This is a genomic window from Sphingomonas changbaiensis NBRC 104936, from assembly GCF_000974765.1.
Lineage (GTDB): Bacteria > Pseudomonadota > Alphaproteobacteria > Sphingomonadales > Sphingomonadaceae > Sphingomonas_B > Sphingomonas_B changbaiensis.
Map to the genome: position 1 here is coordinate 56,120 of NZ_BBWU01000052.1, position 25,239 is coordinate 81,358.

23 protein-coding genes and 1 pseudogene are annotated in these 25,239 nt (G+C 66.7%); 11 read left to right on the top strand and 13 right to left on the bottom strand.

Going from position 1 to position 25,239, the window contains the following annotated elements; translation table 11 throughout:
- The first annotated feature begins 12 nt into the window (after positions 1–12).
- The 6 genes from SCH01S_RS15080 to SCH01S_RS15105 all read left to right on the top strand — a co-directional run bounded on the left by SCH01S_RS15080 (position 13) and on the right by SCH01S_RS15105 (position 3,933).
- Positions 13–426, top strand: coding sequence for a holin family protein (locus tag SCH01S_RS15080; protein WP_046349658.1), 414 nt, complete (start codon positions 13–15; stop codon positions 424–426).
- Between the two features lie 64 nt (positions 427–490).
- Positions 491–1,141: a queuosine precursor transporter gene (locus SCH01S_RS15085; protein ID WP_046349659.1), complete on the top strand. Its 651-nt coding sequence runs from the start codon at positions 491–493 to the stop codon at positions 1,139–1,141.
- 11 nt (positions 1,142–1,152) lie between these two features.
- The gene (argB, locus tag SCH01S_RS15090; protein ID WP_046349660.1) at positions 1,153–2,043 is read left to right on the top strand and encodes an acetylglutamate kinase; all 891 of its coding nucleotides are present in this window, start codon (positions 1,153–1,155) and stop codon (positions 2,041–2,043) included.
- Positions 2,044–2,101: 58 nt separating this feature from the next.
- Positions 2,102–2,398: a YggT family protein gene (locus SCH01S_RS15095; protein ID WP_046349661.1), complete on the top strand. Its 297-nt coding sequence runs from the start codon at positions 2,102–2,104 to the stop codon at positions 2,396–2,398.
- The gene (gene folD / locus SCH01S_RS15100; RefSeq protein ID WP_046349662.1) at positions 2,395–3,288 is read left to right on the top strand and encodes a bifunctional methylenetetrahydrofolate dehydrogenase/methenyltetrahydrofolate cyclohydrolase FolD; all 894 of its coding nucleotides are present in this window, start codon (positions 2,395–2,397) and stop codon (positions 3,286–3,288) included. Before SCH01S_RS15095 ends, folD begins: the two co-directional genes overlap by 4 nt.
- A 24-nt stretch (positions 3,289–3,312) precedes the next feature.
- Entirely contained in the window at positions 3,313–3,933 is a 621-nt protein-coding gene (locus tag SCH01S_RS15105; protein WP_046349703.1) for a MarC family protein, read from the top strand.
- Here SCH01S_RS15105 and SCH01S_RS15110 read toward each other — a convergent pair.
- Entirely contained in the window at positions 3,926–5,698 is a 1,773-nt protein-coding gene (locus SCH01S_RS15110; protein WP_052733974.1) for a hypothetical protein, read from the bottom strand. The genes SCH01S_RS15105 and SCH01S_RS15110 overlap by 8 nt on opposite strands.
- A gap of 88 nt (positions 5,699–5,786) precedes the next feature.
- Between SCH01S_RS15110 and SCH01S_RS15115 the strand changes: the two genes are divergently transcribed.
- Positions 5,787–6,533, top strand: coding sequence for a methyltransferase domain-containing protein (locus SCH01S_RS15115; RefSeq protein WP_046349663.1), 747 nt, complete (start codon positions 5,787–5,789; stop codon positions 6,531–6,533).
- 1 nt (position 6,534) lies between these two features.
- Positions 6,535–6,879: pseudogene (locus SCH01S_RS15120) on the top strand (GtrA family protein); the annotation flags it as partial.
- Here the strand turns inward: SCH01S_RS15120 and SCH01S_RS15125 are convergent.
- The 11 genes from SCH01S_RS15125 to SCH01S_RS15175 form a co-directional block, all read right to left on the bottom strand.
- Positions 6,823–7,914: a glycosyltransferase family 2 protein gene (locus SCH01S_RS15125; RefSeq protein ID WP_084689607.1), complete on the bottom strand. Its 1,092-nt coding sequence runs from the start codon at positions 7,912–7,914 to the stop codon at positions 6,823–6,825. The pseudogene SCH01S_RS15120 and the gene SCH01S_RS15125 overlap by 57 nt on opposite strands.
- Positions 7,911–9,404, bottom strand: a complete 1,494-nt coding sequence (locus SCH01S_RS15130) for a hypothetical protein (RefSeq protein ID WP_046349665.1) — start codon at positions 9,402–9,404, stop codon at positions 7,911–7,913. The genes SCH01S_RS15125 and SCH01S_RS15130 overlap by 4 nt, the downstream gene beginning before the upstream one ends.
- A gap of 8 nt (positions 9,405–9,412) precedes the next feature.
- Positions 9,413–11,125, bottom strand: a complete 1,713-nt coding sequence (locus SCH01S_RS15135; protein ID WP_052733976.1) for a hypothetical protein — start codon at positions 11,123–11,125, stop codon at positions 9,413–9,415.
- A gap of 236 nt (positions 11,126–11,361) precedes the next feature.
- The gene (locus SCH01S_RS15140) at positions 11,362–12,585 is read right to left on the bottom strand and encodes an argininosuccinate synthase (RefSeq protein WP_046349666.1); all 1,224 of its coding nucleotides are present in this window, start codon (positions 12,583–12,585) and stop codon (positions 11,362–11,364) included.
- A gap of 67 nt (positions 12,586–12,652) precedes the next feature.
- A complete protein-coding gene (locus SCH01S_RS15145; protein WP_046349667.1) occupies positions 12,653–13,930 on the bottom strand; it encodes an SAM-dependent methyltransferase in 1,278 nt (425 codons plus the stop codon).
- Between the two features lie 45 nt (positions 13,931–13,975).
- Entirely contained in the window at positions 13,976–14,728 is a 753-nt protein-coding gene (locus SCH01S_RS15150) for a molybdopterin-dependent oxidoreductase (protein ID WP_046349668.1), read from the bottom strand.
- The gene (locus SCH01S_RS15155; protein WP_157033013.1) at positions 14,725–15,579 is read right to left on the bottom strand and encodes a cytochrome b/b6 domain-containing protein; all 855 of its coding nucleotides are present in this window, start codon (positions 15,577–15,579) and stop codon (positions 14,725–14,727) included. The genes SCH01S_RS15150 and SCH01S_RS15155 overlap by 4 nt, the downstream gene beginning before the upstream one ends.
- 67 nt (positions 15,580–15,646) lie before the next feature.
- Positions 15,647–17,044 (bottom strand): M20/M25/M40 family metallo-hydrolase, encoded by a 1,398-nt coding sequence (locus SCH01S_RS15160; RefSeq protein WP_046349669.1) that lies wholly within the window; start codon positions 17,042–17,044, stop codon positions 15,647–15,649.
- Positions 17,045–17,210: 166 nt separating this feature from the next.
- Positions 17,211–18,323, bottom strand: a complete 1,113-nt coding sequence (gene zapE, locus SCH01S_RS15165) for a cell division protein ZapE (protein ID WP_046349670.1) — start codon at positions 18,321–18,323, stop codon at positions 17,211–17,213.
- Positions 18,320–18,718, bottom strand: coding sequence for a PaaI family thioesterase (locus SCH01S_RS15170; protein ID WP_046349671.1), 399 nt, complete (start codon positions 18,716–18,718; stop codon positions 18,320–18,322). The genes zapE and SCH01S_RS15170 overlap by 4 nt, the downstream gene beginning before the upstream one ends.
- Positions 18,719–18,862: 144 nt before the next feature.
- Positions 18,863–19,648 carry a succinate dehydrogenase iron-sulfur subunit gene (locus SCH01S_RS15175; protein WP_046349672.1) on the bottom strand — a complete coding sequence of 262 codons (786 nt, stop codon included), beginning with the start codon at positions 19,646–19,648 and terminating at the stop codon, positions 18,863–18,865.
- 272 nt (positions 19,649–19,920) lie between these two features.
- On the opposite strand from SCH01S_RS15175, the gene SCH01S_RS15955 reads away from it, so the two are divergent.
- Positions 19,921–21,483, top strand: a complete 1,563-nt coding sequence (locus tag SCH01S_RS15955) for a sensor histidine kinase (RefSeq protein ID WP_052733977.1) — start codon at positions 19,921–19,923, stop codon at positions 21,481–21,483.
- Positions 21,484–21,501: 18 nt separating this feature from the next.
- Complete coding sequence (locus SCH01S_RS15190; protein WP_046349673.1) at positions 21,502–22,650, top strand: alpha-hydroxy acid oxidase; 1,149 nt, start codon at positions 21,502–21,504, stop codon at positions 22,648–22,650.
- On the opposite strand, the gene SCH01S_RS15195 is transcribed toward SCH01S_RS15190, so the two are convergent.
- A complete protein-coding gene (locus SCH01S_RS15195) occupies positions 22,647–24,236 on the bottom strand; it encodes a methyl-accepting chemotaxis protein (protein ID WP_245612289.1) in 1,590 nt (529 codons plus the stop codon). The genes SCH01S_RS15190 and SCH01S_RS15195 overlap by 4 nt on opposite strands.
- Positions 24,237–24,399: 163 nt before the next feature.
- Here SCH01S_RS15195 and SCH01S_RS15200 point away from each other — a divergent pair, with 163 nt between their 5' ends.
- Positions 24,400–25,239 carry a tetratricopeptide repeat protein gene (locus SCH01S_RS15200; protein ID WP_046349675.1) on the top strand — a complete coding sequence of 280 codons (840 nt, stop codon included), beginning with the start codon at positions 24,400–24,402 and terminating at the stop codon, positions 25,237–25,239.

Here is a 25,239-nt window from a genome sequence, read left to right on the forward strand (position 1 = left end):
GGAGACACCCGCATGCCGCTCATCGAAAGCCTGATCAGCCCGATCGCGGGCCTGATCGACAAGATCATTCCCGACCCGAAGGCGCGCGACGCCGCCAAGCTGGAACTGCTGAAGCTCCAGGGCAGCCAGGATCTTGAGGCAATCCGAACTCAGCTCTCCGCGATTGTCGCCGAGGCGCAGTCGGCCGATCCCTGGACGAGCCGCGCGCGCCCGAGCTTCCTCTATGTGATGTACGTGCTGCTGCTCTGGGCGATCCCGATGGGGCTGATCGCCGCCGCCGCGCCCGACATGGCCACCCACATCGCGTCGGGCATGACGGCCTATCTGAACGGCATCCCCGAACCCCTCTACGCGCTCTTCGGCACGGGCTATCTCGGCTACACCGCGGCCCGGCAATGGGGGAAGGTGAAGGGCGTGGAGAAGTGAGTCTTGCTCCTCCCCGGAACGGGGAGGAGCTTGATTCCCCTCCCAAACCGTATAACCGCCCCCCATGCACGAACCCGCAGCGCCGACGCGCGCCGTCCCGCCGTCCCTCTTCGCCTTCTCGATCTTCTACGGCGGCATGGTCTGCATCGCGGGCGTGCTCGGCAACAAGCAGGTGGCGCTGGGTCCGCTGGCGGTTGAGGCGGGCATCTTCGCGTTCCTGCTGCTGGTCGTCACCTCCAGCGCCGTCGCGGAGCTACATGGGCGGGATCGCGCCAACCGGCTCGTCCAGATCGGCTTCGTGCCGCTGATCGTGTCGCTGCTGCTGTCGATCGTGGTGCTGTCCTTGCCGCCCTCGAAAGACATGGACCCGGCCCGCCGCGACGCGTTCCAGCTGATGATGGGCGGCACCTGGCGCATCTGGCTGGGCGGCATCGTCGCCTACGGGATTTCGCAGACGCTGAACGTGACGCTCTTTTCATGGCTGAAGGGCCGGGAGGGCTCTGGCCTGCTCTGGCTGCGCGCGGGCCTGGCCAGTGTACTCAGCCAGATTGTCGACACGCTGCTGTTCGTCACGATCGCATTTCTGGGCGTGTTTCCGATCGGCAAGCTGCTGCTTGGCCAGATGCTCGCCAAGGTCGTGCTGTCGGCGATTCTGGTGCCCGCGCTGATCTATGTGTTCGTCGGCCTCGGCCGTCGCCTCGACAAGAAGGCATGAGAGTTCGCGTTATGACCGATCCCGCCAGCCTGATCGCCCGTGCCGACATCCTGATCGAGGCGCTGCCTTATATGCAGCGCTATGCGGGCCAGACCTTCGTCGTGAAATATGGCGGCCATGCGATGAGCGACCCGGCTGCCGCGCTCAGCTTTGCCGAAGACGTGGTGCTGCTGAAGGCGGTGGGCATCAATCCGGTGGTCGTGCACGGCGGCGGGCCGCAGATCGGATCGATGCTGAAGAAGTTGGGCGTGCAATCCGAGTTCGTGAACGGCCTGCGCGTCACCGACGAGCAGACGGCGGACGTCGCCGAAATGGTCCTGAGCGGCGCGATCAACAAGGAAATCGTCGCCCATATCGGACAGGCCGGCGGCAAGGCGGTCGGCATTTCCGGCAAGGACGGGCGGCTGGTCCAAGCGCGCAAGCTGGAGCATCGGGTCTACGATGCCGAGCGTGACGAAGAAATGCCGGTCGATCTCGGCTTCGTCGGCGAGCCGGTCGCAGTCGACCGCGCGCTGATCGACCATCTCGAGATCGCCGGCATGATCCCGGTCATTGCGCCGATCGGCATTGGCACGAATGGCGAGACCTACAACATCAATGCCGACACGATGGCCGGGGCGATCGCCGCCGCGCTGGGCGCCGCACGGCTGTTCCTGCTGACCGACGTTGCCGGCGTGCTCGACAAGCAGGGGCAGTTGCTGACCGACCTGACCCCGCCCGATATCGCCCGGCTGCGCGCCGACGGCACCATTTCGGGCGGCATGATCCCGAAGCTCGAAACCTGCCTGAACGCGGTCGAGAACGGCGTCGACGCGGCGGTTATCCTGGACGGCCGTGTCCAGCATGCGGTGCTGCTCGAAATCTTCACCAGGGCCGGCGTCGGCACGCTGGTCAGAGTCTGATGCTGGCAACACACCTTCGCTTCGGCTATCCGGGCGCAAACATTATTTCGAGGACCTCATGTGCGCTGTCGCTCAGATCATCCAAATCCTTCTGACCGCGATTTGGTGGATCATCATCATCCAGGCGGTTCTGTCCTGGCTGGTCGCCTTCAACGTCATCAACATCCATAGCGATTTCGTCCGGCAGGTGCTTTACGCGCTCGATCGGATGACGGCGCCCCTTTACCGCCCGATCCGTCGGATTATGCCCGATCTGGGCGCGCTCGACCTCTCGCCGCTCGTCGTGCTGCTGATCCTCTCGATCATCGACCAGGTGTTCATGCCGCGGCTGTTCGCGAGCGTCTGCCTGGCATGAGCCAGGCGGCGATCATCGACGGCGCCGGTTTCGCCGCCGGCCTGCGCGCCCGGGTGGCCGAAGGCGTCACGGCCTTTCGCGAGCGCACCGGCCGCGCGCCGGGCCTGGCGGTGGTGCTGGTCGGCGAGGATCCCGCGAGCCAGGTCTATGTCCGCTCCAAGGGCAAGGCGACGGCCGAAGCCGGCATGGTCTCGATCGAGCACAAATTGCCGGCCGACACCTCGCAAGACGAACTGCTGACGCTGGTGCGCGCGCTGAACGCCGATCCGGCCGTCGACGGCATTCTCGTCCAGCTGCCGCTGCCGCCGCAGATCGACGAGAATGCCGTGATCGCGACGATCGACCCGGACAAGGATGTCGACGGCTTCAATCCCGTCAATGTCGGCCGGCTGGCGAGCGGGCTGCATGGCTTCGTCCCCTGCACGCCGCTCGGCTGCCTGATGCTGCTGAAAGACCGGCTCGGCGACCTGTCGGGCCTCGACGCGGTGGTGGTCGGGCGATCGAACATCGTCGGCAAGCCGATGGCCCAGCTGCTGCTGCGGGAAAGCTGCACCGTCACGATCGCGCACAGCCGCACCCGCGACCTTCCCGCCGTCATCGGCCGCGCCGATATCGTCGTCGCGGCGGTCGGTCGGCCGCGGATGATCAAGGGCGACTGGCTGAAGCCCGGCGCGACCGTGATCGACGTCGGCATCAATCGCGTTCCCGCCGACGAGCCGGGCAAGACCCGCCTGGTCGGCGACGTCGCCTTCGACGAGGCGCTGTCGGTCGCGGGCGCGATCACGCCGGTCCCGAAAGGCGTCGGCCCGATGACGATCGCGGTGCTGCTGCGGAATACATTGGTGTCGGCGTGCAGGCGGGACGGAGTCCCGATTTCTGATGGCCTTTAAGGAACTCCGTTGGGGAGCGGCGCGATGCTAGACCTGTTCGTCGCCGCTTTCGCGACCTTCTTCGTCGTTATCGACCCGCCCGGCTGCGCGCCGATCTTCGCCAGCCTGACCGCGGGGGCGACGCCGCAGCATCGCCGCGCGATGGCGATCCGGTCGAGCATGGTCGCCGGCGCGATCCTGCTCGCCTTTGCGATCTTCGGCGAAGCGTTCCTGCGGTCGCTCGGCATCAGCCTCGACGCGTTCCGGATCGCGGGCGGCATCATGCTGTTCCTGATCGCGCTCGAGATGGTCTTCGAAAAGCGCCAGGAACGCCGCGAGCATCGGGCCGAGGACGTGAAGGCGCGGCCGGCGCACGAGGATATTTCGATCTTTCCGATGGGCATTCCGATGATCGCCGGGCCCGGCTCGATCGCGTCGGCAATGCTGTTGATGTCCCGCGGCCACGGCCTTGCCGAGGATTTGGTCGTGCTCGCCGCGCTGGCGGTGGTGCTGCTGTTGACGCTGCTCGCGCTGCTGCTTGCCGGCCCGCTGATGCGGCTGCTCGGCTACCGGCTGGAGGCGATGATCACCCGCGTCCTGGGCGTCATCCTCGCGGCCCTTGCCGTCCAGTTCGTGATCGACGGCATCCGCGCCAGTCTTACTTGATCCGCCACAGCCAATAGGGCGAGCCCTTCGGCAGCGGCACAGGCTCGAGCCACGGGAAGCGCGCGCCGCGTTCGAGCTGGGCATAGAATCCCTTGGGGCTGCGCGAGCGGTAGAGCGTCGATTCGGACATATAGGGGCAGACCAGCAGCAGCGTCGCCCCATGCCGCTTGGCGATCGCCCGCGCCTGTTCGGGGGGCCCGTCGAACGCGTGATGGATGTCCAGGATCGCCTGCTGGTTGCGGTGATAGGGCCCGGCGATCGCCTTGTGGTGCGTGACGGTGATCAGTCGGGGGCCCAGGTCGACAAACGTCATGACTGTCGCCGGCGGCAGCAGCGCGATCGGATGGAGCGACGGCAGGGTCGGGCAGGTCCGGTTGGCGTGCTCGACCTTGTCCCAGAATGGCTTGTCCTTCTTCTGCTCGGTCGGGAGCAGCGGGAAGACGGCGTAGGTGGCGATGCCGGACACCAGCAGGAACGCGCCGGCAATCCCGAACACCCGCACCAGCATCCGTTCGGACGCCGCGAACCAGCCGATCAGGTGCCAGCCGAGAAAGGTCGCGCCAATCACCCCGATCAGCTGCGCCGCCGGCCCGACGCGGACCTGCCAGAACAGCATGCCGACCGCGAATAGCGACAGCACGACGATCGACGACCAGCAATAGACGGCTTCGTCGCGCCGCGCCCGCCAGATCGCCCAGGCGGCGCCGATCAGCCCGATCGTCGGGATGGTGAGCCCGGCGATGATCGTGTCCGCATTCTGCATGTAGATCGGCCGCGCCTCGCGCACGTTCGACAGCCAGAGCTTGTAGAGTTCGGGCGACACCCCTTCCAGCCGGCCGCGGCAGTGCGGCCAGGTGAACCAGTAGAAGCCCGCGACGATGGCGCCTGCGCCGAGTGCCAGCAGCAGCCGCGCGCGCCAGCCGGCCGGGTCGAGCTGGCTCAGCAGCAGCAGGCCGGCGCAAGCGACCAGGATCGTCGACAGCCACACCGGCGACAGCGCGTCGCACACGGGCGCGCGGTTGGCATAGGAGGCAAAGAGGACGAACCCGATCGCCGAGGCGATCGCGAACGAGATCGCGTAGGAGACCATCCGCGGCTTCGCCTCGCGCCGCCCGATCCAGCGCAGCGCGATCGAGGCGCCGGCGACGGCGATAAAGGGCAGCAGCTCCAGCCCGATCACCAGCGACAATGCGCTCGCGATGCCGACGGTGATGCCGCCGCGCACGCGTTGCGGATCGGCCAGTGCGGCGATCGTCAGCATCAGAAAGGCAAGCTGCCAGCCATGATGGTCGATCCTCAGCGGCTGGAACATGCCGAGCGCAACCTGGCAGCACAGCACTAGCCCGCAGGCGACGATATAGGCCAGCGGATGGATCAGTCGCCGCGCGGTCAGGGCGGCGGCGACCATCGTCAGCAGCAGCGGAATCAGCGGCGCGATCGCAACCGCGGTCTGCTCCGCGATCTTGCCGCCGAACAGCGGCCGGACCAGCAGGATGATGCCGGCGATCGGCAGGTCGACCAGCCGCGACCAATGGATGTCGAATCCCTGCGGCGGGTTCAGCTTGTACTGCCTCAGGTCGTACCAGCCCTGCCCGTTCAGCCAGGCACGAACCTGGCTGATCCGCATATTGTCGTCGGTGTCGCCAAGCGCGAACCAGTGGATGGCGCCCCAGCGCTGCCACAGCAGCCAGGCGCAGGCGGCGAGCCAGATCAGCACCACCACCAGCCGCCAGCGATCGAGCAGCAACTTGCTTTCCGCGGACATACACTCTTTCCCCGCCCTTGACGCGGCATTAGGGGATCATTCGTAAAGAACAAGCGGCAGCGGCGGGCCGCCTTCGAACGGGATCTTCATGACCGACCACGTCTATTCGGGCGGATTCTACGATTATATCGATGCGGGCTCGCGGGCTTCCGCGCGCACAGTCGCGCGCCTGCTGCTGGGCGAGGTCGCGGTCGAAAGCCTGCTCGACGTCGGCGCCGGCCATGGCGCCTGGGCCGCGGAATGGATCGCAGCGGGCGTGCCCGACGTGGTCGCGGTCGATGGCGACTATGTCGCGCGCGATCGGCTCGCCATTCCGTCCGATCGCTTTCGCCCGCACGACCTGGCGCAGCCGCTCGACCTCGGCCGCCGGTTCGATCTCGTGCAGTCATTGGAAGTGGCCGAGCATCTGCCTGCCAGTGCCGCCGACGGATTTGTCGAGACGCTGACCCGTCACGGCGACCTGATCCTGTTCTCGGCCGCGGTGAAACATCAGGGCGGGGAACACCATGTCAACGAGCAGCCGCTCAGCTATTGGCGCGCCAAGTTCGCCGTCCGCGGCTACGCGCCCTATGACTGGATCCGTCCCCGCATCGCCGCCGACCGCGCGGTGATGCCCTGGTACCGCTTCAACACCCTGCTGTATGCGAACGAGGCAGGCGCGGCGCGGCTGTCGCCGGCAATCCGCGCCACGCGCGTGGCCGATGCCGCGCCGGTCGATATTGCGGGCGACCTGCGCTGGCGCACCCGCCGCGCGATGGTGCGGTTGATCCCGCCCGCTCTGGTCAAGCCGATCGCCATGGCCAAGGCGAACGTCGAAGCGCGTCTGCGGGGCTGAGATGCTGAGCAGGATCGATCCGCAGGCCCGCGCGGCCGCGGCGCAGCTTGTCCGCTACGTTGTGATCGGCGGCTTCGTCACCGCACTGGGCGCCGCGATCTATTATGGCTGCGCCGAGTTCCTCCACATCGAGCCGCTGATCGCCAACCTGATCGCGTTCATCGTCGGCGTGGTCATCGGCTATTTCCTGCACAGCCAGGTGAGCTTTCGCGGGCACGGCGCACGCGACGACCTGGCGCGGACCGGCGGGCGATTCATCGCCGTCAACCTGTTCGGCCTTACCCTCAATTCATTCTGGGTCTGGTCGCTGGTCCATTGGGCCCAGGGCCCCAATTGGTGGCCGATCGTCCCGATGGTCTTCGTGACTCCGCTGGCCACGTTCCTGATGCACCGCCACTGGACGTTCGGCTGACGCATTGATGCCGAGCCGCGCCGGGCGCCCGCTCCGCGCGCCGCGGATGTCGGACACGATATAGAGCGGCCGCTGCTTGGACTGGCTGTAGAGCCGGCCCAGATATTCGCCCATCACGCCCAGCACGAACATCTGCACCGCGCCCAGGGCGACGACGACCAGCATCAGCGATGTCCAGCCCTCGACCGCCTTGCCCGAGAGCCAGCCGGCAAGGATGTAGACGATCAGCAGCAGCGAGCCGATCGACAGCAGCATGCCGGCATGGCTGGCGAGCTTCAGCGGCGTCGAGGAGAAGCTGGTCAGCGCGTCGAGCGCAAAGCGAAGCATCTTGCGGAACGGATAATTGGTCGTGCCCGCGAACCGTTCGTCGCGATCGTAAGGTAGTGGCACCTGCCGAAAGCCAAGCCACGCGACCATGCCGCGGATGAAGCGCGCCTGTTCCGGCATCGACAGGAACACATCGAGCGCGCGGCGGCTGATCAGGCGGAAATCGCCGGTGTCGACCGGAATGTTGGTGTCGGTCGCGCGCGACAGCAGCCGGTAGAACAGCTTGGCCGTTCCCCGCTTGAATGCCGTCTCACCGCCGCGCGTGCGCCTAAGGCCGTAGACGACGTCGGCCCCGGCAAGGTCCATCTCCCGCATCATTGCCGGCAGCAGCTCGGGCGGATCCTGCAGGTCCGCGTCGATGATCAGGATGCGATCGCCGGCCGCGAGATCGAGCCCGGCCGTCAGTGCGAGCTGGTGGCCGTGGTTGCGCGACAGGTTCACGACCACGAGGTGCGGATCGCTCGCCGACAGCGCCTGCATGATCTGCCAGCTGGCGTCGCGCGAGCCGTCATTGACCAGCACGATCTCATGATCGGGCCCGACCGTCTCGTGCGCAGCGGCCGAGAGGCGGCGGTGCAGCTCGGGCAGGCACGCCTCTTCGTTGTAGCAGGGCACCACGATCGACAGCGCCGGCCGGTTCATTCGCTCTCCTTCCCGCGAAGGACACGATAGAGCGTCGAATGGCCGTTCGACCAGATGGGTTGGAGGTCCGGCGCACCGGCGCGCCCGTTCAACACCCAGACGTGATCGAATGCGGCCCGGTTGAACTCGCGCACCGCCTGCTGAAGATCGGACCCTTCGCCGCGGCAATTCTTCGGATAGACGAGCTGCGACGGGTCGGTGCCGTAGCGCCCCACACCGGGCTTGATCACGGTCATCGCCTGCGCGCTGTCGACCGTCCACTGATCGTTGGTGAACGCATCGCGGCGGACGATTGCCAGTGCCGGCAAATGATCGAGCCGCTCGGTCGACCAAGCGTCGTGGCATGGCCGGACGACGAGCGACAGGACCGAAGCGCCCCGCGGCAGATGCTCGAGCGCGCGCAGCTCATCGCGATAGCTCCGATCGTACAGCGCAAAGCTGGTCGTCGTCGCAGCGAGCCTGACCGCGAAAAACGCGAGCGCGGCGACAGCAATCCATCTGCCCTCGCTTCGGATGGCGAGCAGCGCCAGCGCGCATGTGAACGGCAGCAGCCGCATGTCGGCATAGGCGGAGCCGACCGCCACCCGCGGCATGACGACGAAGATGGCGAGGCACAGCAACGCTGCGACGGCAAGCTTTGCGTCCATGCGGCGGAGGATCGCAGCGATGCCGATGATCAGCAGCAGTGCCCACGCGGAAGCGATGTCGAACAGCTGCCAGCGATCGCGGAGCAGCGTCGAAATCCAGAAGATCTTCGCGTGCCAGTTGAACCAGTCGAAGGTCGCCGCGGTCGGGGAATCGCTCCGAAGCAGCACCATCGGGATCAGCGGCAGCGCGAGCGCGACGCAGCTGAGGCCCGCGAAAAAGGCAGCGTGCGCGATCGTTTCGCCCTGCCGGCGACGGCGCACGATCTCGGTCCCGAACGCGCTCAGGCCGAGCAGACCCCAGCCGACCATGTGCGTCAGCCACAGCAGGCACGAGAGCGGGACGAACAGAACGGTGCGCAGCCGCGCTCGGCCGAGCCGCCCCAGCCGGATCCACAGCGCGAGCGCGTTCCAGGCGAAGGCCACGGACAGGGAGAAGTTCAGAAACCCGAACTGGAACGGGTAGGCATAGGCGAGCGGCAGCGCGAACAGCGCCGTCGGCGGCACGCGGCCGTGCACTTCCCGCGCCGTCCACAGCATCCCGACGACGGTCAGCGGCGGAATAGCGAGCACGATCAGCTTGGTGCCGAGCTCGACCCCGAACAGCGTCCCCAGGGGCACGATCAGCAAATCGGCGCCGAGATTGCCGAGCAGCTTCCAGTGAAAGCTGAACGCCGCAGCCAGCGACGGCACGCGATCGATCGCCAGCTCGACATGGTAGCGGCCCATATGGCCAAGCACATCGACCAGGGGCGGAACCTGCGGCCATACGAGCGGGACCGCCGCTGCCAGGGCCAGCAGCGCGATCATCCAGCGTCTGTCGAGAAGCTCCCCCCGGCCGGGCATAGGCCCCCTTAGGGCTGGAGGCCCGGAGCGGCAATGGCGCGGACGCGCCAAACCAGCAGATCGCTGCCGATCAGCGACACGGGTTCCAGCCAGTCCGGAGCGGCGCCGCCCAGCAGATGGGCGGCCAGGCCGCCGGGCTTCACGAGCGGCGGCGGCAGCCCGCCGGTCGCGGTCGGGCACAGCGCGACATAGTCGATCGTCCACAGATTGGCTTGATAGCGCGCCTCATCCGGCGCCGACCGGAAGAACTCGGCCAGCGCGCGATTGCCCTGAACATTGCGGTGATAGGGACCGGCAAGGGCGCGGTGCTGGGTGCGGCCGATCAAATATGCGCTCAACTTCATCGGCGCGGCGAACGTGCCGGTGTCGAGCCGGCCGAGCGCCGCCAAAGTCTCCCTGCTCGTGCAGCTTGCGGCAGCAGCATCGGGACGGGGCCCCGTCGCGGCACCGAGCGTCTGCCACACAAGCCCCGCCGAAAGCAGCCAAGCGGCGGTGAGCAGGGCGACGCCGCGTCCGTGCACGCGCTCCAGCCATTGCGCGGCCACCGGGGCGGCGAAGGCGGCCGCGAACCACGCGACGCGCAATTGCACGATCGAGGTCGCGATCGCGACGACGATGATCGCGCCGAGCAGCAGCCACTCAGGCCGGCGCTCGGCCGCCCGCACGACGAACACGCCAGCGACCCCGAGCGCGATCAGAGGCAGGCCGAGAAAGGCCAGCGCGCGACCCAAGGGCTGCTGCAGCAATCCGCCATATTCGCCGACCTGATCCGGCCATGCCTGCGCGACCAGCGGGTCGGCCGGGCCATAGGGGCTGGCGAGGCAGGCCGGCGCTGCGAGCCAGATCGCCGCCAGCGCCAGAGCCGCCACCGCCGCCGCGGCGCCGATCCGCCAGCGCCGATCTGGCAGGCGCGGCGTCAGCCCGCCGAGCATAAGCCAGGCGCCGCCGCCGATCAGCATCGCGGCGAACAGCGGCGGGGTGAAGCCGTCGCAGCGATCGGCGGGCCAGACTTCCGGGCGCAGCAGTGCAAATCCCGCCAGCGCGGCCGCGACCAGCCCCAGCCCGAAACCGCCGACCCTTCGCCGGTCACCGATCCAAAGCCCCGCCACCCACAGCATCGCCGCAGCGATCACCGGCACTGTCTCGACGCCCACCAGCAGGCTTGCTCCGGCGGCCGCGCCGGCAAGGAAAGAACGCCTGTCGAGCAGCGCCAGGACCATCGCCTCGACCAGCACGACCTGCAGCCCGTGATGATCGATCCGGCCCGGTGCGAACAGCGCGACCGCCGGGAAGGCAAGCGCGGCGAGTGCGACGGCCGGCGCGGCCGTCCGCTCGCCGCCGAGCCGGGTCGCGAGGGCACCGGCGAGCAGCAGGTCGAGGAAGAACAGCAGCTCCGGCCAGAAGATCACCGCCGCGATCTCGGCGCGCGCCGGGCCCATCAGCGGCGACAGCAGGCGCACGATCAGCGCCGGCACGATGTCGGGCAGCCGCGACCAATGCATCGGCGTGCCGCCCGGCGGCCCGAGCCGCGCCTGCACCAGATCGCCAAAGCCCTGCCCGTCGATCCAGTCGCGGATCTGCGCGAGCCGCACCATGTCGTCCGGCTCCGGCAGCCTCAGCGCAGCGAGGTCGGCCCGGCCAAGCAGGGCCCACCATGCCGTCATCAGCACGGTCAAGATCAGCGCAAGCGGGAGGATCGGCGCAGGCCGGGCGGAGGTCATCGAGTGCTGCTTACAAGCTCCTCCCCGGAACGGGGAGGGGGGCCGTTTCCGCGCAGCGGAAATGGTGGAGGGGCCGCAGCGCAGCGAGGATGCCGCACCTCCGCTTCGCTCACGGGCTGCCTTGCAGCCGGGCTCCGCGGCTGCAGCTTGCCCCCGGCAAGCTACAGATCGCTGCTCCGGCCCCTCCACCATGCTTCGCATGGTCCCCCTCCCCGTTCCGGGGAGGATTTAGAAACTTATCGATCCCGCCGGCCCAACAGCCTCAGTCGCAGTGCGTTCAGCTTGATGAAGCCTTCGGCGTCGCGCTGATCATAGGCGCCCATATCGTCTTCGAACGTGACGATGTCGGTCGAATAGAGATTGAACTTCACGTCCGCCTTGCGACCGACCACCCAGGCCGAGCCCTTGTAGAGCTTCATCCGCACGGTGCCGGTCACGTTCTTCTGGCTGTGGTCGATCCCGGCCTGCAGCATCTCGCGCTCCGGCGAGAACCAGAAGCCGTTGTAAACCAGCGCTGCATAGTGCGGCATCATCTCGTCCTTCAGCCGCGTCGCGCCGCGGTCCAGCGTCAGCTGCTCGATGCCGCGATGCGCGAGGTGCAGGATCGTGCCGCCCGGCGTCTCGTACATGCCGCGCGATTTCATGCCGACGAAGCGGTTTTCGACCAGGTCCAGCCGGCCGATGCCGTGGGTCCGGCCATAGTCGTTGAGCTTTTCAAGCAGCGCCGCCGGCCCGAGGGCCTCACCGTTCACTCCGACCGGGTCGCCATGCTCGAAGTCGATCGTGATATATTCGGGCGTGTCGGGCGCGTCCTCCGGATTGACGGTCCGCGAATAGACATAGTCGGGCACTTCCTCCCACGGATCCTCCAGCACTTTGCCTTCGGAGGAGGTGTGGAGCAGGTTCGCGTCGGTCGAGAACGGTGCCTCGCCGCGCTTGTCCCGCGGGATCGGGATCTGGTGCTGTTCGGCGAACTCGATCAGTCGCGTGCGGCTGGTCAGGTCCCATTCGCGCCACGGAGCGATCACCTTGATATCGGGCGCAAGCGCATAATAGCCGAGCTCGAACCGCACCTGGTCATTGCCCTTGCCAGTCGCGCCATGGGCCACCGTGTCGGCGCCGACCTGACGCGCGATCTCGATCTGGCGCTTGGCGATCAGCGGCCGCGCGATCGAGGTGCCGAGCAGATACTGGCCCTCGTAGACCGCGTTCGCCCGCATCATCGGGAAGACGTAATCCCGGACGAACTCGTCACGCAGATCGTCGATGAAGATGTGCTCGGGCTTGACGCCCATCAGCAGCGCCTTCTGCCGCGCCGGCTCCAGTTCCTCGCCCTGGCCCAGATCGGCGGTGAACGTCACCACCTCGCAGTCATAGGTCTGCTGCAGCCATTTCAGAATCACGCTCGTGTCCAGCCCGCCCGAGAAAGCGAGCACGACCCGGTTCACCTTGCTTGCCATTTGCGCCGAATCTCCGTTCCGCGGCGCGGCCTATGCGCAATGAAAACCGGGTGCAAGAAGAGCGCGATCAGCCGAACCGGCGTCGGCCGACGGATTCCATGTCGAGTTCGGCCTCGGCCTGGCGGCGCAGCGACGCTTCGGCATCGGCCAGATAGTCGCGCGTGATCGGCAACGTGCGGCGGTCGCGGATATACTGGACCTGGTAATTGCACATGCCGCCATATTCGAACGAGATCAGCGCGCCGGCGAGATAGAACTCCCACATGCGGAAGAACCGCGCGTCGTACAGCGCCTCGATCTCGGCCCGGTGCGCGAGGGTGCGATCGTACCAGGCCTTCAACGTGTAGGCATAATGCAGGCGCAGCGTCTCGAGGTCGGACGCGATCAGCCGCGCCGTCTCGCTCGCGCTCACGATCTCGCTCAGCGCCGGAATATAGCCGCCGGGGAAAATGTACTTGGCGGTCCAGCGGTCGGTCGTGCTGGGGCCGCCCATCCGGCCGATGGTGTGCAGCAGCATCACCCCGTCTTCGGCGAGCAGATTCCGGCAATGCCGGAAAAAGGTCCGATAGTGCGGCGGGCCGACATGCTCGAACATGCCGACCGACACGATGCGGTCGAACTGCCCCGTCACGGCGCGGTAGTCGAGCAGCTCGAACCGGACGCGATCGGCGACCCCGGCCTCCTCCGCGCGGCGGCGGGCGACCCTGAGCTGCTGCTCGCTGAGCGTAATGCCCAGGACATCCACGTCGGCCATGCGATTGAGGTAGAGCGCCATGCCGCCCCAGCCGCAGCCGATGTCGAGCACCTTCAGCCCGGGCCGCAGCGCCAGTTTGGCGGCGATATGGGCCTTCTTGTCGGCCTGCGCCTGTTCCAGGCTGTTCGCAGGATCGGTGAAATAGGCGCAACTGTATTGCCGGTCCGCGTCGAGGAACAGGTCATACAGCCGGTCCGACAAGTCGTAATGATGCGCGACGTTGCGCTTTGACCGGCGCGACCAATTCAGCCGGTCCAGGCGTCCGTGCAGGTCCATCGCCGCGCGCCGCAACGGGTTGGGAGGCTGAAGCTCCCCGCCACGTTCGAACGGCTGGCTGCCGCGGATGATGCGCATCAGATCGAGCAGGGTGCCGCGCTCGACGATCAGGCCGCCGTCCATATAGGCCTCGCCGGCGCCGAGCCGTGGCATGCGCGCGATCCGCCTGGGCGTCGCCTTGTCCGCGAAACGCAACGTCACCGGCCGCACTGCCGGATCGGGCGTTCCGAACGTTCGGGTCCGTCCATCCGCGTAAATGACTGTCAATTCGCCGCGCTTGACGACGCGTTTCAGCATTGCATCGAGGAGAGCCATCGATGGCGAAACGCTGACGAAACGAATTGGTCGCACGAACCCAGATTAAATTCCGGCGTACCATTCGTAGTCAGTCGTATCCTCCCAGAACCCGCCCTTGCCGCCACGGATGCGCCGCAGATCGTCGACGGCTTCGACCCGCATGACGAACTTCGCATGCTTGTAGCCGAGCTGCCGTTCGATCCTAAGGCGAAGCGGCGCACCGTGCCCGACCGTCAGCAGGTGATCGTTCATGCCCCAGGCCAGGATCGTCTGCGGGTGAAAGGCATCGACCAGGTCGATCGACTCGTAATAGGGCGCGCCGCCGATCAGGTCGGCGCAGTGGAAGACGATATAGCGCGCGTTCGGGCGCAATCCGGCCTGGTCCAGCACCAGTTTCAGCGGAACGCCGTGCCATTTGCCGATCGCGCTCCAGCCCTCCACGCAATCATGTCGCGTGATCTGGGTGCGGGCCGGCATGCTGCGGATCTGCGCCAGCGACAGCGCGAGCGGATGCCGGACGAGTCCGTCGACCTGAAGCCGCCAGTTCGCGAACGCGCTGTCGACATGCGCCTGATACTCGGGTGTCCCCGGATTGGTGGAGCCGTTGGTCCGAAAAATGGGGCTCATCTGATCGGGCCGGTATTCGCGGGCGAGCGCCATCCGATCGGTCAACGATCGCTGCAGGAAGCGGTGCGCGTCTTCGCCCGAGAACAGGATTTTCGGAAAAGCCGGGTTCTCGCCGAGCCTGTCGCACCCGCCGAGCAAGCCGCTCGCGGCGGCGATCCCGCCGATCAGCTTGCGCCGGGTAACGATCATCGTTCCTCCCCCGCCGGCACGCGCAGCCAGCCGCTGATCATGCCGCGGACGCCGTTCAGCGGGCCGGCCAGCAGCACCAGCACCAGGTGGACCAGAATGAACAACAGGATCAGCGAGGCCACGATGAAATGGATCGAGCGCGCCGACTGGCGGCCGCCGAACAGGTCCAGCATCCACGGCCAGGCCGCGTCCATCCCGGGCGACATCGTCAGGCCGGTGAAGATTGCGAGCGGGATCAGCACGAAGATGACGATGAGGTAGCTGAGCTTCTGGAGGATGTTGAACCCGCCCGGATCGTCGGGATTGTCGAAGCGGAGCTTCAGATGCTCGACCACGTCATGCCACAGATTGGCCGGCCCGACCTCGCGCCATTTCAGCAGGAAATCCTTCTGGATATGGCGGTTGAACAGGCTGGCGATCAGGAAGAACAGCAGCCCGAAGGCAAGCACCAGCGCGAACGTCAGATGCCAGCGCCGTGCATGCGCGAGATCATAGCCGGACGGGATCGTCGCCCAATAAGGGAAGGCATTATTGCGGATCGAGCCGTCCTTGTCCTCCCAGCGGCCGAGCACGCCATCAGTGTCGAAGCGGCGATCGCCGAGCTTCAGATAGCCGCCGCGATCGTCGGCGCTGATCTCGAGCCAGGCCCGATCGAAATTGGCGCCATACTGGCCCCAGTAAAGCCGTGGATGCGCGTTGAAGATCATCGCGCCGCTCATCAGCAGCACGAAGATCGTCACCGCGTTCACCCAATGCCAGATTCGGGTGCCGAGCGTGTGGCGATAGATGAGGCGCGTGCGTTCCGGCTCGACCCGGTCGATCCCGCGTTCGTCCAACGCCTCGCCGTCCATCAGCGCCTCCCGCGACCGCCCGTCTTATGCAGCAGAGATACGGTCGCGGAAAGGTTTCGGTTGCAGGCTATTTGGCGACGGCGGTGATCATCCGCACCCAATGGTCCACATTGTCGTCGAATGCCTTGACCGGAATCCGTTCGTCGCGGCCATGCGCGCGCATGTCTTCGGGCACCACGATCCACAGTCCATCGACGCCGTAGACCGGCGTGCCGGCGACACGGAACGGCCGCGCGTCGCTCGCCCCGGCCGCCATTGTCGGGATGATCGGCGCGTTCGGGAACATCACGTGGATGCTGTCGGTGTAGGCCTTCATGATGTCGGGCCGCAGCGGCGAGGCATAGGACGTCTCGTTCTTGTCGAGCCGGGTCACCTGGACCTTGCTGCCCGCAATCTTCTGCAGCTCGTCGCGGATCGCATCGGGCGAGACGCCCGGCATGATGCGGCAATTGACGTTCGCTTGGGCCAGCTGCGGCAGCGCGTTCTGCGCATGGCCGCCGTTCAGCATCGTCGCGACGCAGCGGGTGCGCGTCAGCCCGACCTCGCCCGGATCGGCTTCGATGAAATCGGCAGCCTTGCCGTCCGCCGGATTGGCGAGCCAGGCGCGCATCGCATCGCCAAGCGGCCCCTTTTCGACCTTCTGCCGTTCCTGGAAATAGGAGCGCGTGGTCTCGTTCTGCATCGGCTCGAAACGATAGGCGCCGAGCCGCACCAGCGCGGCCGAGAGCTCGGTGATCGGGTTGAACGGCTTGGGCTTGCTGCTGTGCCCGCCCGAATCGCGCACCGAAAAACTATAGTCCGCATAGGTCTTCTCGGCCGTGTCGATCGAGAAGCCGAGATCGTGCCCGTCCGCCGCGAACGCACCGCCGCCACCGTCCGAGTTCAGGCCGAAGTCCAGGCCCTTGAACTCGGGCCATTGAGTCGCTGCCAATTGGGCGCCGTTGCCGGCCGTCTCTTCGTCACCGGTGAACAGCACGACGATGTCGCGCTTCGGCTTGAAACCGTTGGCCTTCAGTTCGAGCAGCGCCGTCGTGATCGCCGTTGCGCCCTGCTTGATGTCATAGACGCCGCGGCCGTAATAATAGCCGTCCTTCTCGACGAAGGTGAACGGGTCCATCGACCAGTCCGACGGCTTGGCCTCGACCACGTCCAGATGCGCCATCAGCATGATCGGCTTGGCATTCGATTTGACCGCCGCCGGCCAGCGCACGATCAGCGCCGCGGTCTTGTCGCCCGGCGCGCCTTCGTAAGGCACCACCTTGATGTCGCTGTCCGCCCAGCCCGCCGCCTTGAACTGATCGCCGAACCAGCGCGCCAGCTCCGGCACCTTGTTGCGGCCTTCGACGGTGGGCACCTCGACCGCGTGCTTCAGCATCTCGCGGGCCTTGGCGTGCCATTCGTTGTTCGCCGGCGTCGCGAGCGCGGGTGTCGCGAGCAGCAGGGCAGTCAGAGTCAAGGCGCGCATAATCTCTCCTATTGTTGTCGGCACCATAACAATCCTCCCCTGGAAGGGGAGGGGGACCACTCGGCGAAAGCCGAGTGGTGGAGGGGTGTCAGCGTATGAGTTCTATTCTGAAGCGTGGACACCCCTCCGTCGCGCTGCGCGCGCCACCTCCCCTTGCAGGGGAGGATCACCGCTCGCCATGGCCTTCGGCCAGGTAATCGTCCGAGCGCATTTCCATCAGCCGGCTGACGGTGCGCTCGAATTCGAAGCGGCCATCGCCCTTTTCGTAAAGTTCGGCCGGTTCGGCATCCGCCGCGGCGAACAGCTTGACCTTCTGTTCGTAAAGCGCGTCGATCAGCGTCACGAAGCGCGCCGCTTCGTTGCGGTTCTCGGGGCCGAGCTTCGGGATGCCGACCAGGATCACCGTGTGAAAGCGTCGCGCGATCGCGAGATAATCGGGCGCCCCGCGCGCTTCCCCGCACAGCCGCTTGAACGAGAAGACGGCGACGCCCTTCAGGCTTTTGGGCACATGCAGCGTGCGGCCGCCGGGGACCGGGATGTCTTCGGTCGGCACGTGCGCGCGGTCCTCGACCGGAAAGTCGGTCAGGCGGAAAAAGGCGTCGGAGAGCGCCTTCGTCGCTTCCGGGCCGTTCGGCACGTGCCAGGTCTTCAGGCCCGAGATGCGCTGCAGGCGATAATCGGTCGGCCCATTCAGCGCGATCACGTCCAGTTTCTGCTCGATCAGGTCGATGAAGGGCAGAAAATGCTCGCGGTTCAGGCCATCCTTGTAGAGGTCGCGCGGCGGGCGGTTGGAGGTGGCGACCACCGTCGTCCCGGCATTGATCAGCGAGGTGAACAGCCGCGACAGGATCATCGCGTCGGGCGAGTTGTTGACGACCATCTCGTCGAACGCGATCAGCCGCGCCTCGCCCTTCAGGTCGGCGGCGACCGCAGGAATCGGATCGCCCGCCTCCTTTGCGCGCTCGACGCGAAGCCGATCGTGCACTTCCAGCATGAACTCATGGAAATGGACCCGCCGCTTCTTCTCGATCCGGACTGCGGAGAAGAACAGGTCCATCAGCATCGATTTGCCACGCCCGACCCCGCCCCACATATAGACGCCGCGGGGCTGCGGCTGGGGCTTTGCGGTCAGGCGCCAGAGGATGCTGCCGCGATTGGGCACCGCTTCCAGCTCGTTTGCCAGCCGGTCGAGCAGCTGGGCGGCGCTCGCCTGGGCGGGATCGCGCCGCAGCTGCCCATCGCGGACCAGCGCATCATACCGCTCATAGACGCTGCTCATCCGCCGCTCGGCTTGCGAATGGTGCCCGAATAAGAGGCGATCACCTCCGCGTCCTGCTCGACAAGGCCGCGAATGAAGACCAGCCGCCGCGTCACCCGCAGCACTTCGCTGACAAAATCGAGCGGCCGGCCGATGTCCGCCGCGCCGATGAACTGGGTCGAGAGGTCGAGCGTCACCGCGGTGCCTGCTTCGATGATTCCCTTGCTGCGCGAGGTGGCGAACAGCGCGACATCGATGAAGCCGAGCAGCGCGCCGCCATGCACCTTGTCGGCAAGATTGGAATGCTGGCGCTCGGGAAAGGCGCGCATGCGGACGCGTCCGTCCTCGTCCACGCGAACGATCATCTTGCCGAGCGCCGAGTTGAAGCGCGTCGGGTCGCGGAACCCCCATCGCATCCAGCCGGGGTTGTCGGGATCGGGCTCGTGGAGAAAGCCCTCTCCCCTCCCGCTCGCGGGAGGGGCTGGGGGTGGGATCGTCACGCTGCTAAGAACCTCAATTCAGGCCCACCCCCGCCCCTTCCCGCAAGCGGGAGGGGAGATTCAGATGATCCGCTCGACTTCCATCTTCTTGATCTCCGCGATGGCCTTGGCCGGGCTGAGACCCTTGGGGCAGACGTTCGCGCAGTTCATGATGGTGTGGCAGCGATAGAGGCGGAACGGGTCCTCGAGCTCGTCGAGGCGCTCGCCGGTATTCTCGTCGCGGCTGTCGGCCAGCCAGCGATACGCCTGGAGCAGGATCGCGGGGCCAAGGAATTTGTCGGAATTCCACCAATAGCTGGGGCACGAGGTCGAGCAGCACGCACAGAGAATGCACTCGTAGAGCCCGTCCAGCTTCGCGCGGTCTTCCGGCGTCTGCAGCCGTTCCTTGCCCGACGGCGGCGGCGTCACCGTCTTCAGCCAGGGCTGGATCGATGCATATTGCGCGTAGAAGCGGCTGAAATCCGGCACCAAATCCTTGATCACGTCCATGTGCGGCAGCGGCGTGATCTGGACTTCCTTGCGGCAATCCTCGATCGCGTGGGTGCAGGCGAGCGTGTTGCGGCCGTCGATGTTCATCGAGCAGCTGCCGCAGATGCCTTCCCGGCACGAGCGGCGGAAGGTCAGGCTCGAATCCTGCTCGCTCTTGATCTTGATCAGCGCGTCGAGGACCATCGGCCCGCAGCTGTCGAGATCGACCTCGAACGTATCGTAACGCGGATTCTCGCCCGTATCCGGATCGTAGCGATAAATCTTGAATTGGCGCACGCGCGTCGCGCCGGGCTGGGCCGGGAAGCTCTTCCCGTCCTTGCGGACGACACTATTCTTGGGCAGCGCGAATTCGGCCATGTTTTCCCCGCCTCTTGTCTGAGCGTCTGATAGGCTGCGCGCCCGCGGGACTCAACCGTCCAGATGCGATCGTTGGCGGGCCAGGCTTTTCGACGGCGTAGGCTTGGCCCATCAAAGCCCAAGCACCTGTAACCTTTGGCAAAAACTCCGGCCGCGCTTGGCGCCGGGACTTGCCGGATCGCCCCGGCGCACCTATTGAGGCGGCCTGCGGGGGAACCTCTCGGATCGTGTCCGTTTCGTGTGACAGTCCCGCGAATGTGTCGGACCGTATATTGCAGCCCAATCAGCCCCATTTCCCTGCTGCCGCAGATGCGGCCGGCGCGCCCGCGCCGGAGCTGGCCTATCGGCTCCAGCAGCAACAGCTTCTTTCCGAGTTCGGGATGTTCGCGCTGGGATGCGAGGACCTGGCGGCACTGTCGCAGCGTGCGTGCGAGCTCGCCGCGCGCGGCCTGCATACCGAGTTCGCAAAGGTCCTGCGCTATGGGCCGGAGCATGACGACCTGCTCGTCTGGGCCGGGGTCGGCTGGAAACCGGGCGTCGCCGGGCATGCGACGCTCGGCGCCGATCTCGCGTCGCCGGCAGGGTTCGCCCTGAAGACCGGCCAGCCGGTCATTTCCAACGATCTTCGATCGGAGAGCCGCTTTCGCACGCCCCCGCTGCTTGCCGAGCACGGCATCCGGCGCGCGATTAATGTGCTGATCCCGGAATGTCGCGGATTCCGTGGCGTGCTGGAGGTCGATTCCACCGACGGCCACGCGTTCGTCGAGGCCGATCTGGATTACCTCCGCAGTCTTGCCCAGTGGTTGGGCATCGCGATGGAGCGGCAACGCGCGGAAGACGCGAAGGCAAGCTCGGATGAGCGGTATCAGCGCCTCTTCGAAGCGATCGATGCCGGCTTCTGCGTGATCGAGATAAAGTTCGACGCCGACCGGCAGCCGATCGATTACCGTTTCGTCGAGGTCAATCCGGCGTTTGCTGGCCATACCGGGCTTGCCGATGCGCAAGGCAAGTGGATGCGCGACCTCGCCCCCACCCATGAGCAGCATTGGTTCGACATCTATGGCCGCGTGGCCCTGACCGGGGAGCCGGCCCGGTTCGAGGAGCAGGCGGAGGCGCTCGGCCGCTGGTTCAGCGTCAACGCATTCCGCGTCGGCGATCCGGAGCTGCACCAGGTCGGCATCCTGTTCACGGACATGACCGACCGCAAGCGGCTCGAGACCCTGCTTCAGGAAAAGGTCGCGCACCAGGAAACGTTAATGCGCGAGGTCAGCCACCGGGTGAAGAACAGTCTCGCGCTGGTGGGAAGCATGCTGTACATGCAGGGCCGGGCGACGCATGACCCGGAGGTCAAGCGGGCGATCGCGGACGCGCAGACGCGCGTGCTCGCGATCGCGCAGGTCCACGACCAGCTCTGGCGCCAGAGCCAGGTCGAACGGATCGAGCTCGGGACATTCCTGGGCGATCTGTGCGCGAAATTGCAGGAGACCGACCGGCGACATCGGCTGCGCTGCGAGATCGATCCGGTCGCGATCCCGGCCGACCAGGCCATTCCGCTTGGCCTGATCGTCAACGAGCTGGTCACCAACGCATTCAAATATGCCTATCCGGACGAAAGCGGCGGCGTCATCGGCGTGGCCCTCCGGGAGACAAAGGACGGCATCCGGCTGGAAGTCGCGGACACCGGCGTCGGCCTGCCCGCTTCCGTCGACTTCGGCGCCTCGACGAAGAGCCTGGGCGGCCGCATGGTGCAAGCGCTGGCCCGCCAGTTGGGCGCAACGCTCGACGTGGAGTCCAGCAGTCGGGGAGCGAGATTCACGCTCGACATCCCGGAGTAGAAGAAAAGGGGGGCGGGGGTGAGACTGGGGGATTGTCACAACACCGAGGATTTTCGCCGCCTCGCCAGGCGGCGGCTGCCTTCGCCGGTCTTCCACTATATCGACGGCGCCGCCGATGACGAGGTCACGAAGGCGCGCAACACCGCTGCGTTCGATGAGTGCGACCTGATCCCGCGCGTGCTCGCCGGTGTCGAGCAGGTCGACATGCGCACGACGCTGATGGGCCGCGAGATCGCGCTGCCCTTGTTCTTCTCGCCCACCGCCTTGCAGCGGCTGTTCCACTGGCAGGGGGAGCATGCGGTGGGCGCGGCGGCGGAGAAATTCGGCACCTGGTTCGGCATTTCGAGCCTGGCCACGGTCAGCATCGAGGAGGTCGGCAGGACCGTCCGCGCGCCCAAGCTGTTCCAGCTTTACGTGCACAAGGACGAGGGGCTGAACCGGTCGATGGTCGAGCGTTGCAAGGCGGCGGGGTTCGATGCGATCGCGCTGACCGTCGATACCATCGTCGCGGGCAATCGCGAGCGCTGCCTGCGCACCGGCTTCACCTCGCCGCCACGGCTGACGCCCCGTTCTGCCCTGAGCTTCGCCGCCCACCCGCGCTGGACGCTCGACTATCTGTTCCGCGAGCCGTTCGCTCTCCCCAACCTCCAGACGCATGTGCGCCAGGGAACGAAGGTCGCGCTGTCGGTCGCGGACTATTTCGATACGATGCTCGATCAGTCGATGGATTGGAAGGCGGCCGAGCGGATCCGCGCCGATTGGGGCGGGCAATTCTGCCTGAAAGGCGTCATGTCGGTCGAGGATGCCCGCCGCGCCGTCGATATCGGCGCGACGGCGATCATGGTGTCCAACCATGGCGGCCGCCAGCTCGACGGCTCCAGAGCGCCGTTCGACCAGCTCGCCGAGATCGTCGATGCGGTCGGCGACCGGATCGAGGTGATCTGCGACGGCGGCATCCGCCGCGGCACCCATGTGCTGAAGGCGCTGTCGATCGGCGCAAGGTCCTGCTCCGGCGGCCGCTTCTACCTCTATGCGCTGGCCGCCGCCGGCCAACCCGGCGTCGAGCGCGCGATGGGCAAGCTGAAGGGCGAAATCGAGCGCGGCATGAAGCTGATGGGCGCGCGCAGCCTCACCGACCTGACCCGCGACAACCTGCGCTGGCGTTAGGCCGCGCGCAATTCGTCCAGGAACACGCGCGTCTCGGCCAGGATCGACTGGGTGCGCGCGAGCAACTCGGACGAGCGGCCCTCGACCTCTTCGGTCAGTCCGGACGAAATGACCGCCGCCTGCTTGGCTTCGGCAACCCGTCCGTGAACGTCGATCGCGAACGAGGCGGCGGCGATGGCGTGCTGTTCGAGTTCGCCGACGATTGCACCCTGGCCCTGAAGTGCGCTCGCGAGCGTCTGCGCCAGCTCTTCGAAAGCCCCGAGACAGCCCTGCATTTCAGCAATCGCCGCCTCGGTGTGGGTCGAGGCGTTGGCGATATCGTCCGCCTTCTGGCGCACGTCGCCGGTTGCGCGGCCGGTCTGGTTGGCGAGCGACTTCACTTCGGATGCGACGACCGCAAAGCCGCGCCCGGCCTCGCCCGCCCGCGCGGCTTCGATCGTGGCATTGAGCGCGAGCAGGTTGGTTTGGCGCGCGATATCCTCGATCGTCGTGGAAATCGCCCCGATCCCCTGCGCATTGCGCACGAGCGTGCGGAACTGCTCTTCGGCGCGGCCGGTCAGATCATAGGCGCGGACATTGGCCGAGGCCTGATCGTCGACGCGTTCCTGCACCGAGGCGAGTGCATGGCGAAGGTCGGCGGCGAGCGCGGAGAGCGTCGCCATGTCCGCTTCGGACCGATCGACCTTCCCGGCAAGCTCGACAAAACGCTGGTGGCTCGAGACCGCCGATTGCGCGAGCTGCCGCGCCAGCGCACAGGCCTGCTCGGCATCGGCGGCGATCGCTTCGATCCCCGACAGCAGCCGCGATTCGAACGATTGAGCGATGGCCGCGATTTCGCGCCGCCGGTCCTCCTCGCGTTGCTGACGAGCCTGTGCGGCAGCTTGGGAATCTTCAGCCGCGCGGGCAGCGGCGGTTTCGGCTTCGCGGGCGGCGAGGATGGCGATCTCGGCGCGAGCGCGCTCAGCGTCCGCGCCGCTCCGGAACTGCTGGACGACCATCGCGTGCTGCGACACCACCGTTCGCGCCAGCATCAGCACGAACACGGCGAGAAACGCGTAGACGGGCCATTCGATCGAGCTGATCCGGGCATAGACCGCGCAAACCGTCGTGACCGTCACGAGGAAGCTGGCGGCTGCGGCGGGAATCGATGCGTAGCGCAGTGCGCCGACCGCCATCACGCCGGCCATCACGGCCACGACGAGCACCTGCAATTCGGGCGGAGCGTAAAGACCCGCGTTGGAGAGGAAAATGAACCAGCCCAGCGCAACGAAGGCGGCTTCGGCAGCGATCTGGCGGACGCGTTCCGCGGGGCGATCGAGCTGCCAGCCGGCCGCGCGGTCGCGGAACCAGCGCACGAGCATCACGCTGCAGATGAGAAGGTGAAAGCCGGCTGCGGCAAGGATCGCGCGTAGATTCGCCGAATCGAGGCTTGCCAGCAGCACGCCCGAGGACACCAACAGGCTCATCGCGAACGACACGGGATAGGTGCGCGTCGCCGAATCGATCTGCGCGCGCAGCAGCTCGTCGGACAAATCTTCCGAGCGCAGCGCCGCGATCAGTGCCGACGTCCGCTTACCGGCTGCCATGCCCATCCTCTTGCACAGGGCTCGACCTAGCAGCGCCCAGCTAACAGGCCGTTAAGTGTAACGGCCCGGCGTGACACTATGGCTTTCGCCGCACCGCCGCTTCAGGTTAGGGACAGATGCTCTCGATGAACCTGTGCTTTTGAAAACCTCTGGGGCCTGATCGATGTTGAAACGCGTGACTCTCCTTCTCCTGCTCGGCACCGTCGCTGCGCCGCTCGCGGCCCAATCGATGCCGGACCTCAACGCGCGGGTCGGCAAGATCGAGAAGGAATTGCGCGCGGTGCAGCGCAAGGTCTTCCCCGACGGGCAGCCGCTGGAGCCGGAAATCGTCGCGCCCAAGGTGGTGCCCGAACCGCTCGGCGGCCCCGCCAGCTCGCCCGTCGCAGACCTGACCGCGCGGGTCGATGCGATCGAGGCGCAGGTGCGCTCGCTGACCGCCCAGGCGGAGCAGAACGGCCACCGGGTCAGCCAGCTCGAGGACCAGGTGAAGCAGCTCGTCGCCGACGCCCAGGCCCGCGCGGCTGCGGCTGCACCGCCGGCGGCACTGGTGCCGCCGGCCGCCGACGAGGTCCCCGCATCGCCGCCGCCCGGCGTCGAACGTCCGTCGACCGGCGATCCGGCTGAGGACGGCTATATCTACGGCTTCCGGCTGTGGCAGGCGAAGGCCTATCCGGAAGCGGAGGCAGCGTTGAAACAGGTGGCGGACAAATATCCGGACCACCGTCGCGCGTCCTTCGCGCAGAACCTGCTCGGCCGCGCCTATCTGGATGATGGCAAGCCCGCGCTGGCGGCGGTCGCGCTGTACGACAGCTACAAGAAATGGCCGAAAGGTGAGCGCGCAGCCGAAAGCCTTTATTGGCTCGGCCAGGCGCTCACCGATCTGAAGAAGCTTCCCGACGCGTGCAAAGTCTATGCGCAATTCGGTGACGACTATGGCGCGACGGCCGCCGCCAGCCTGAAGGCCCAGGTCGCCGCCGGTCAGAAGCGCGCGAAGTGCGCCTGA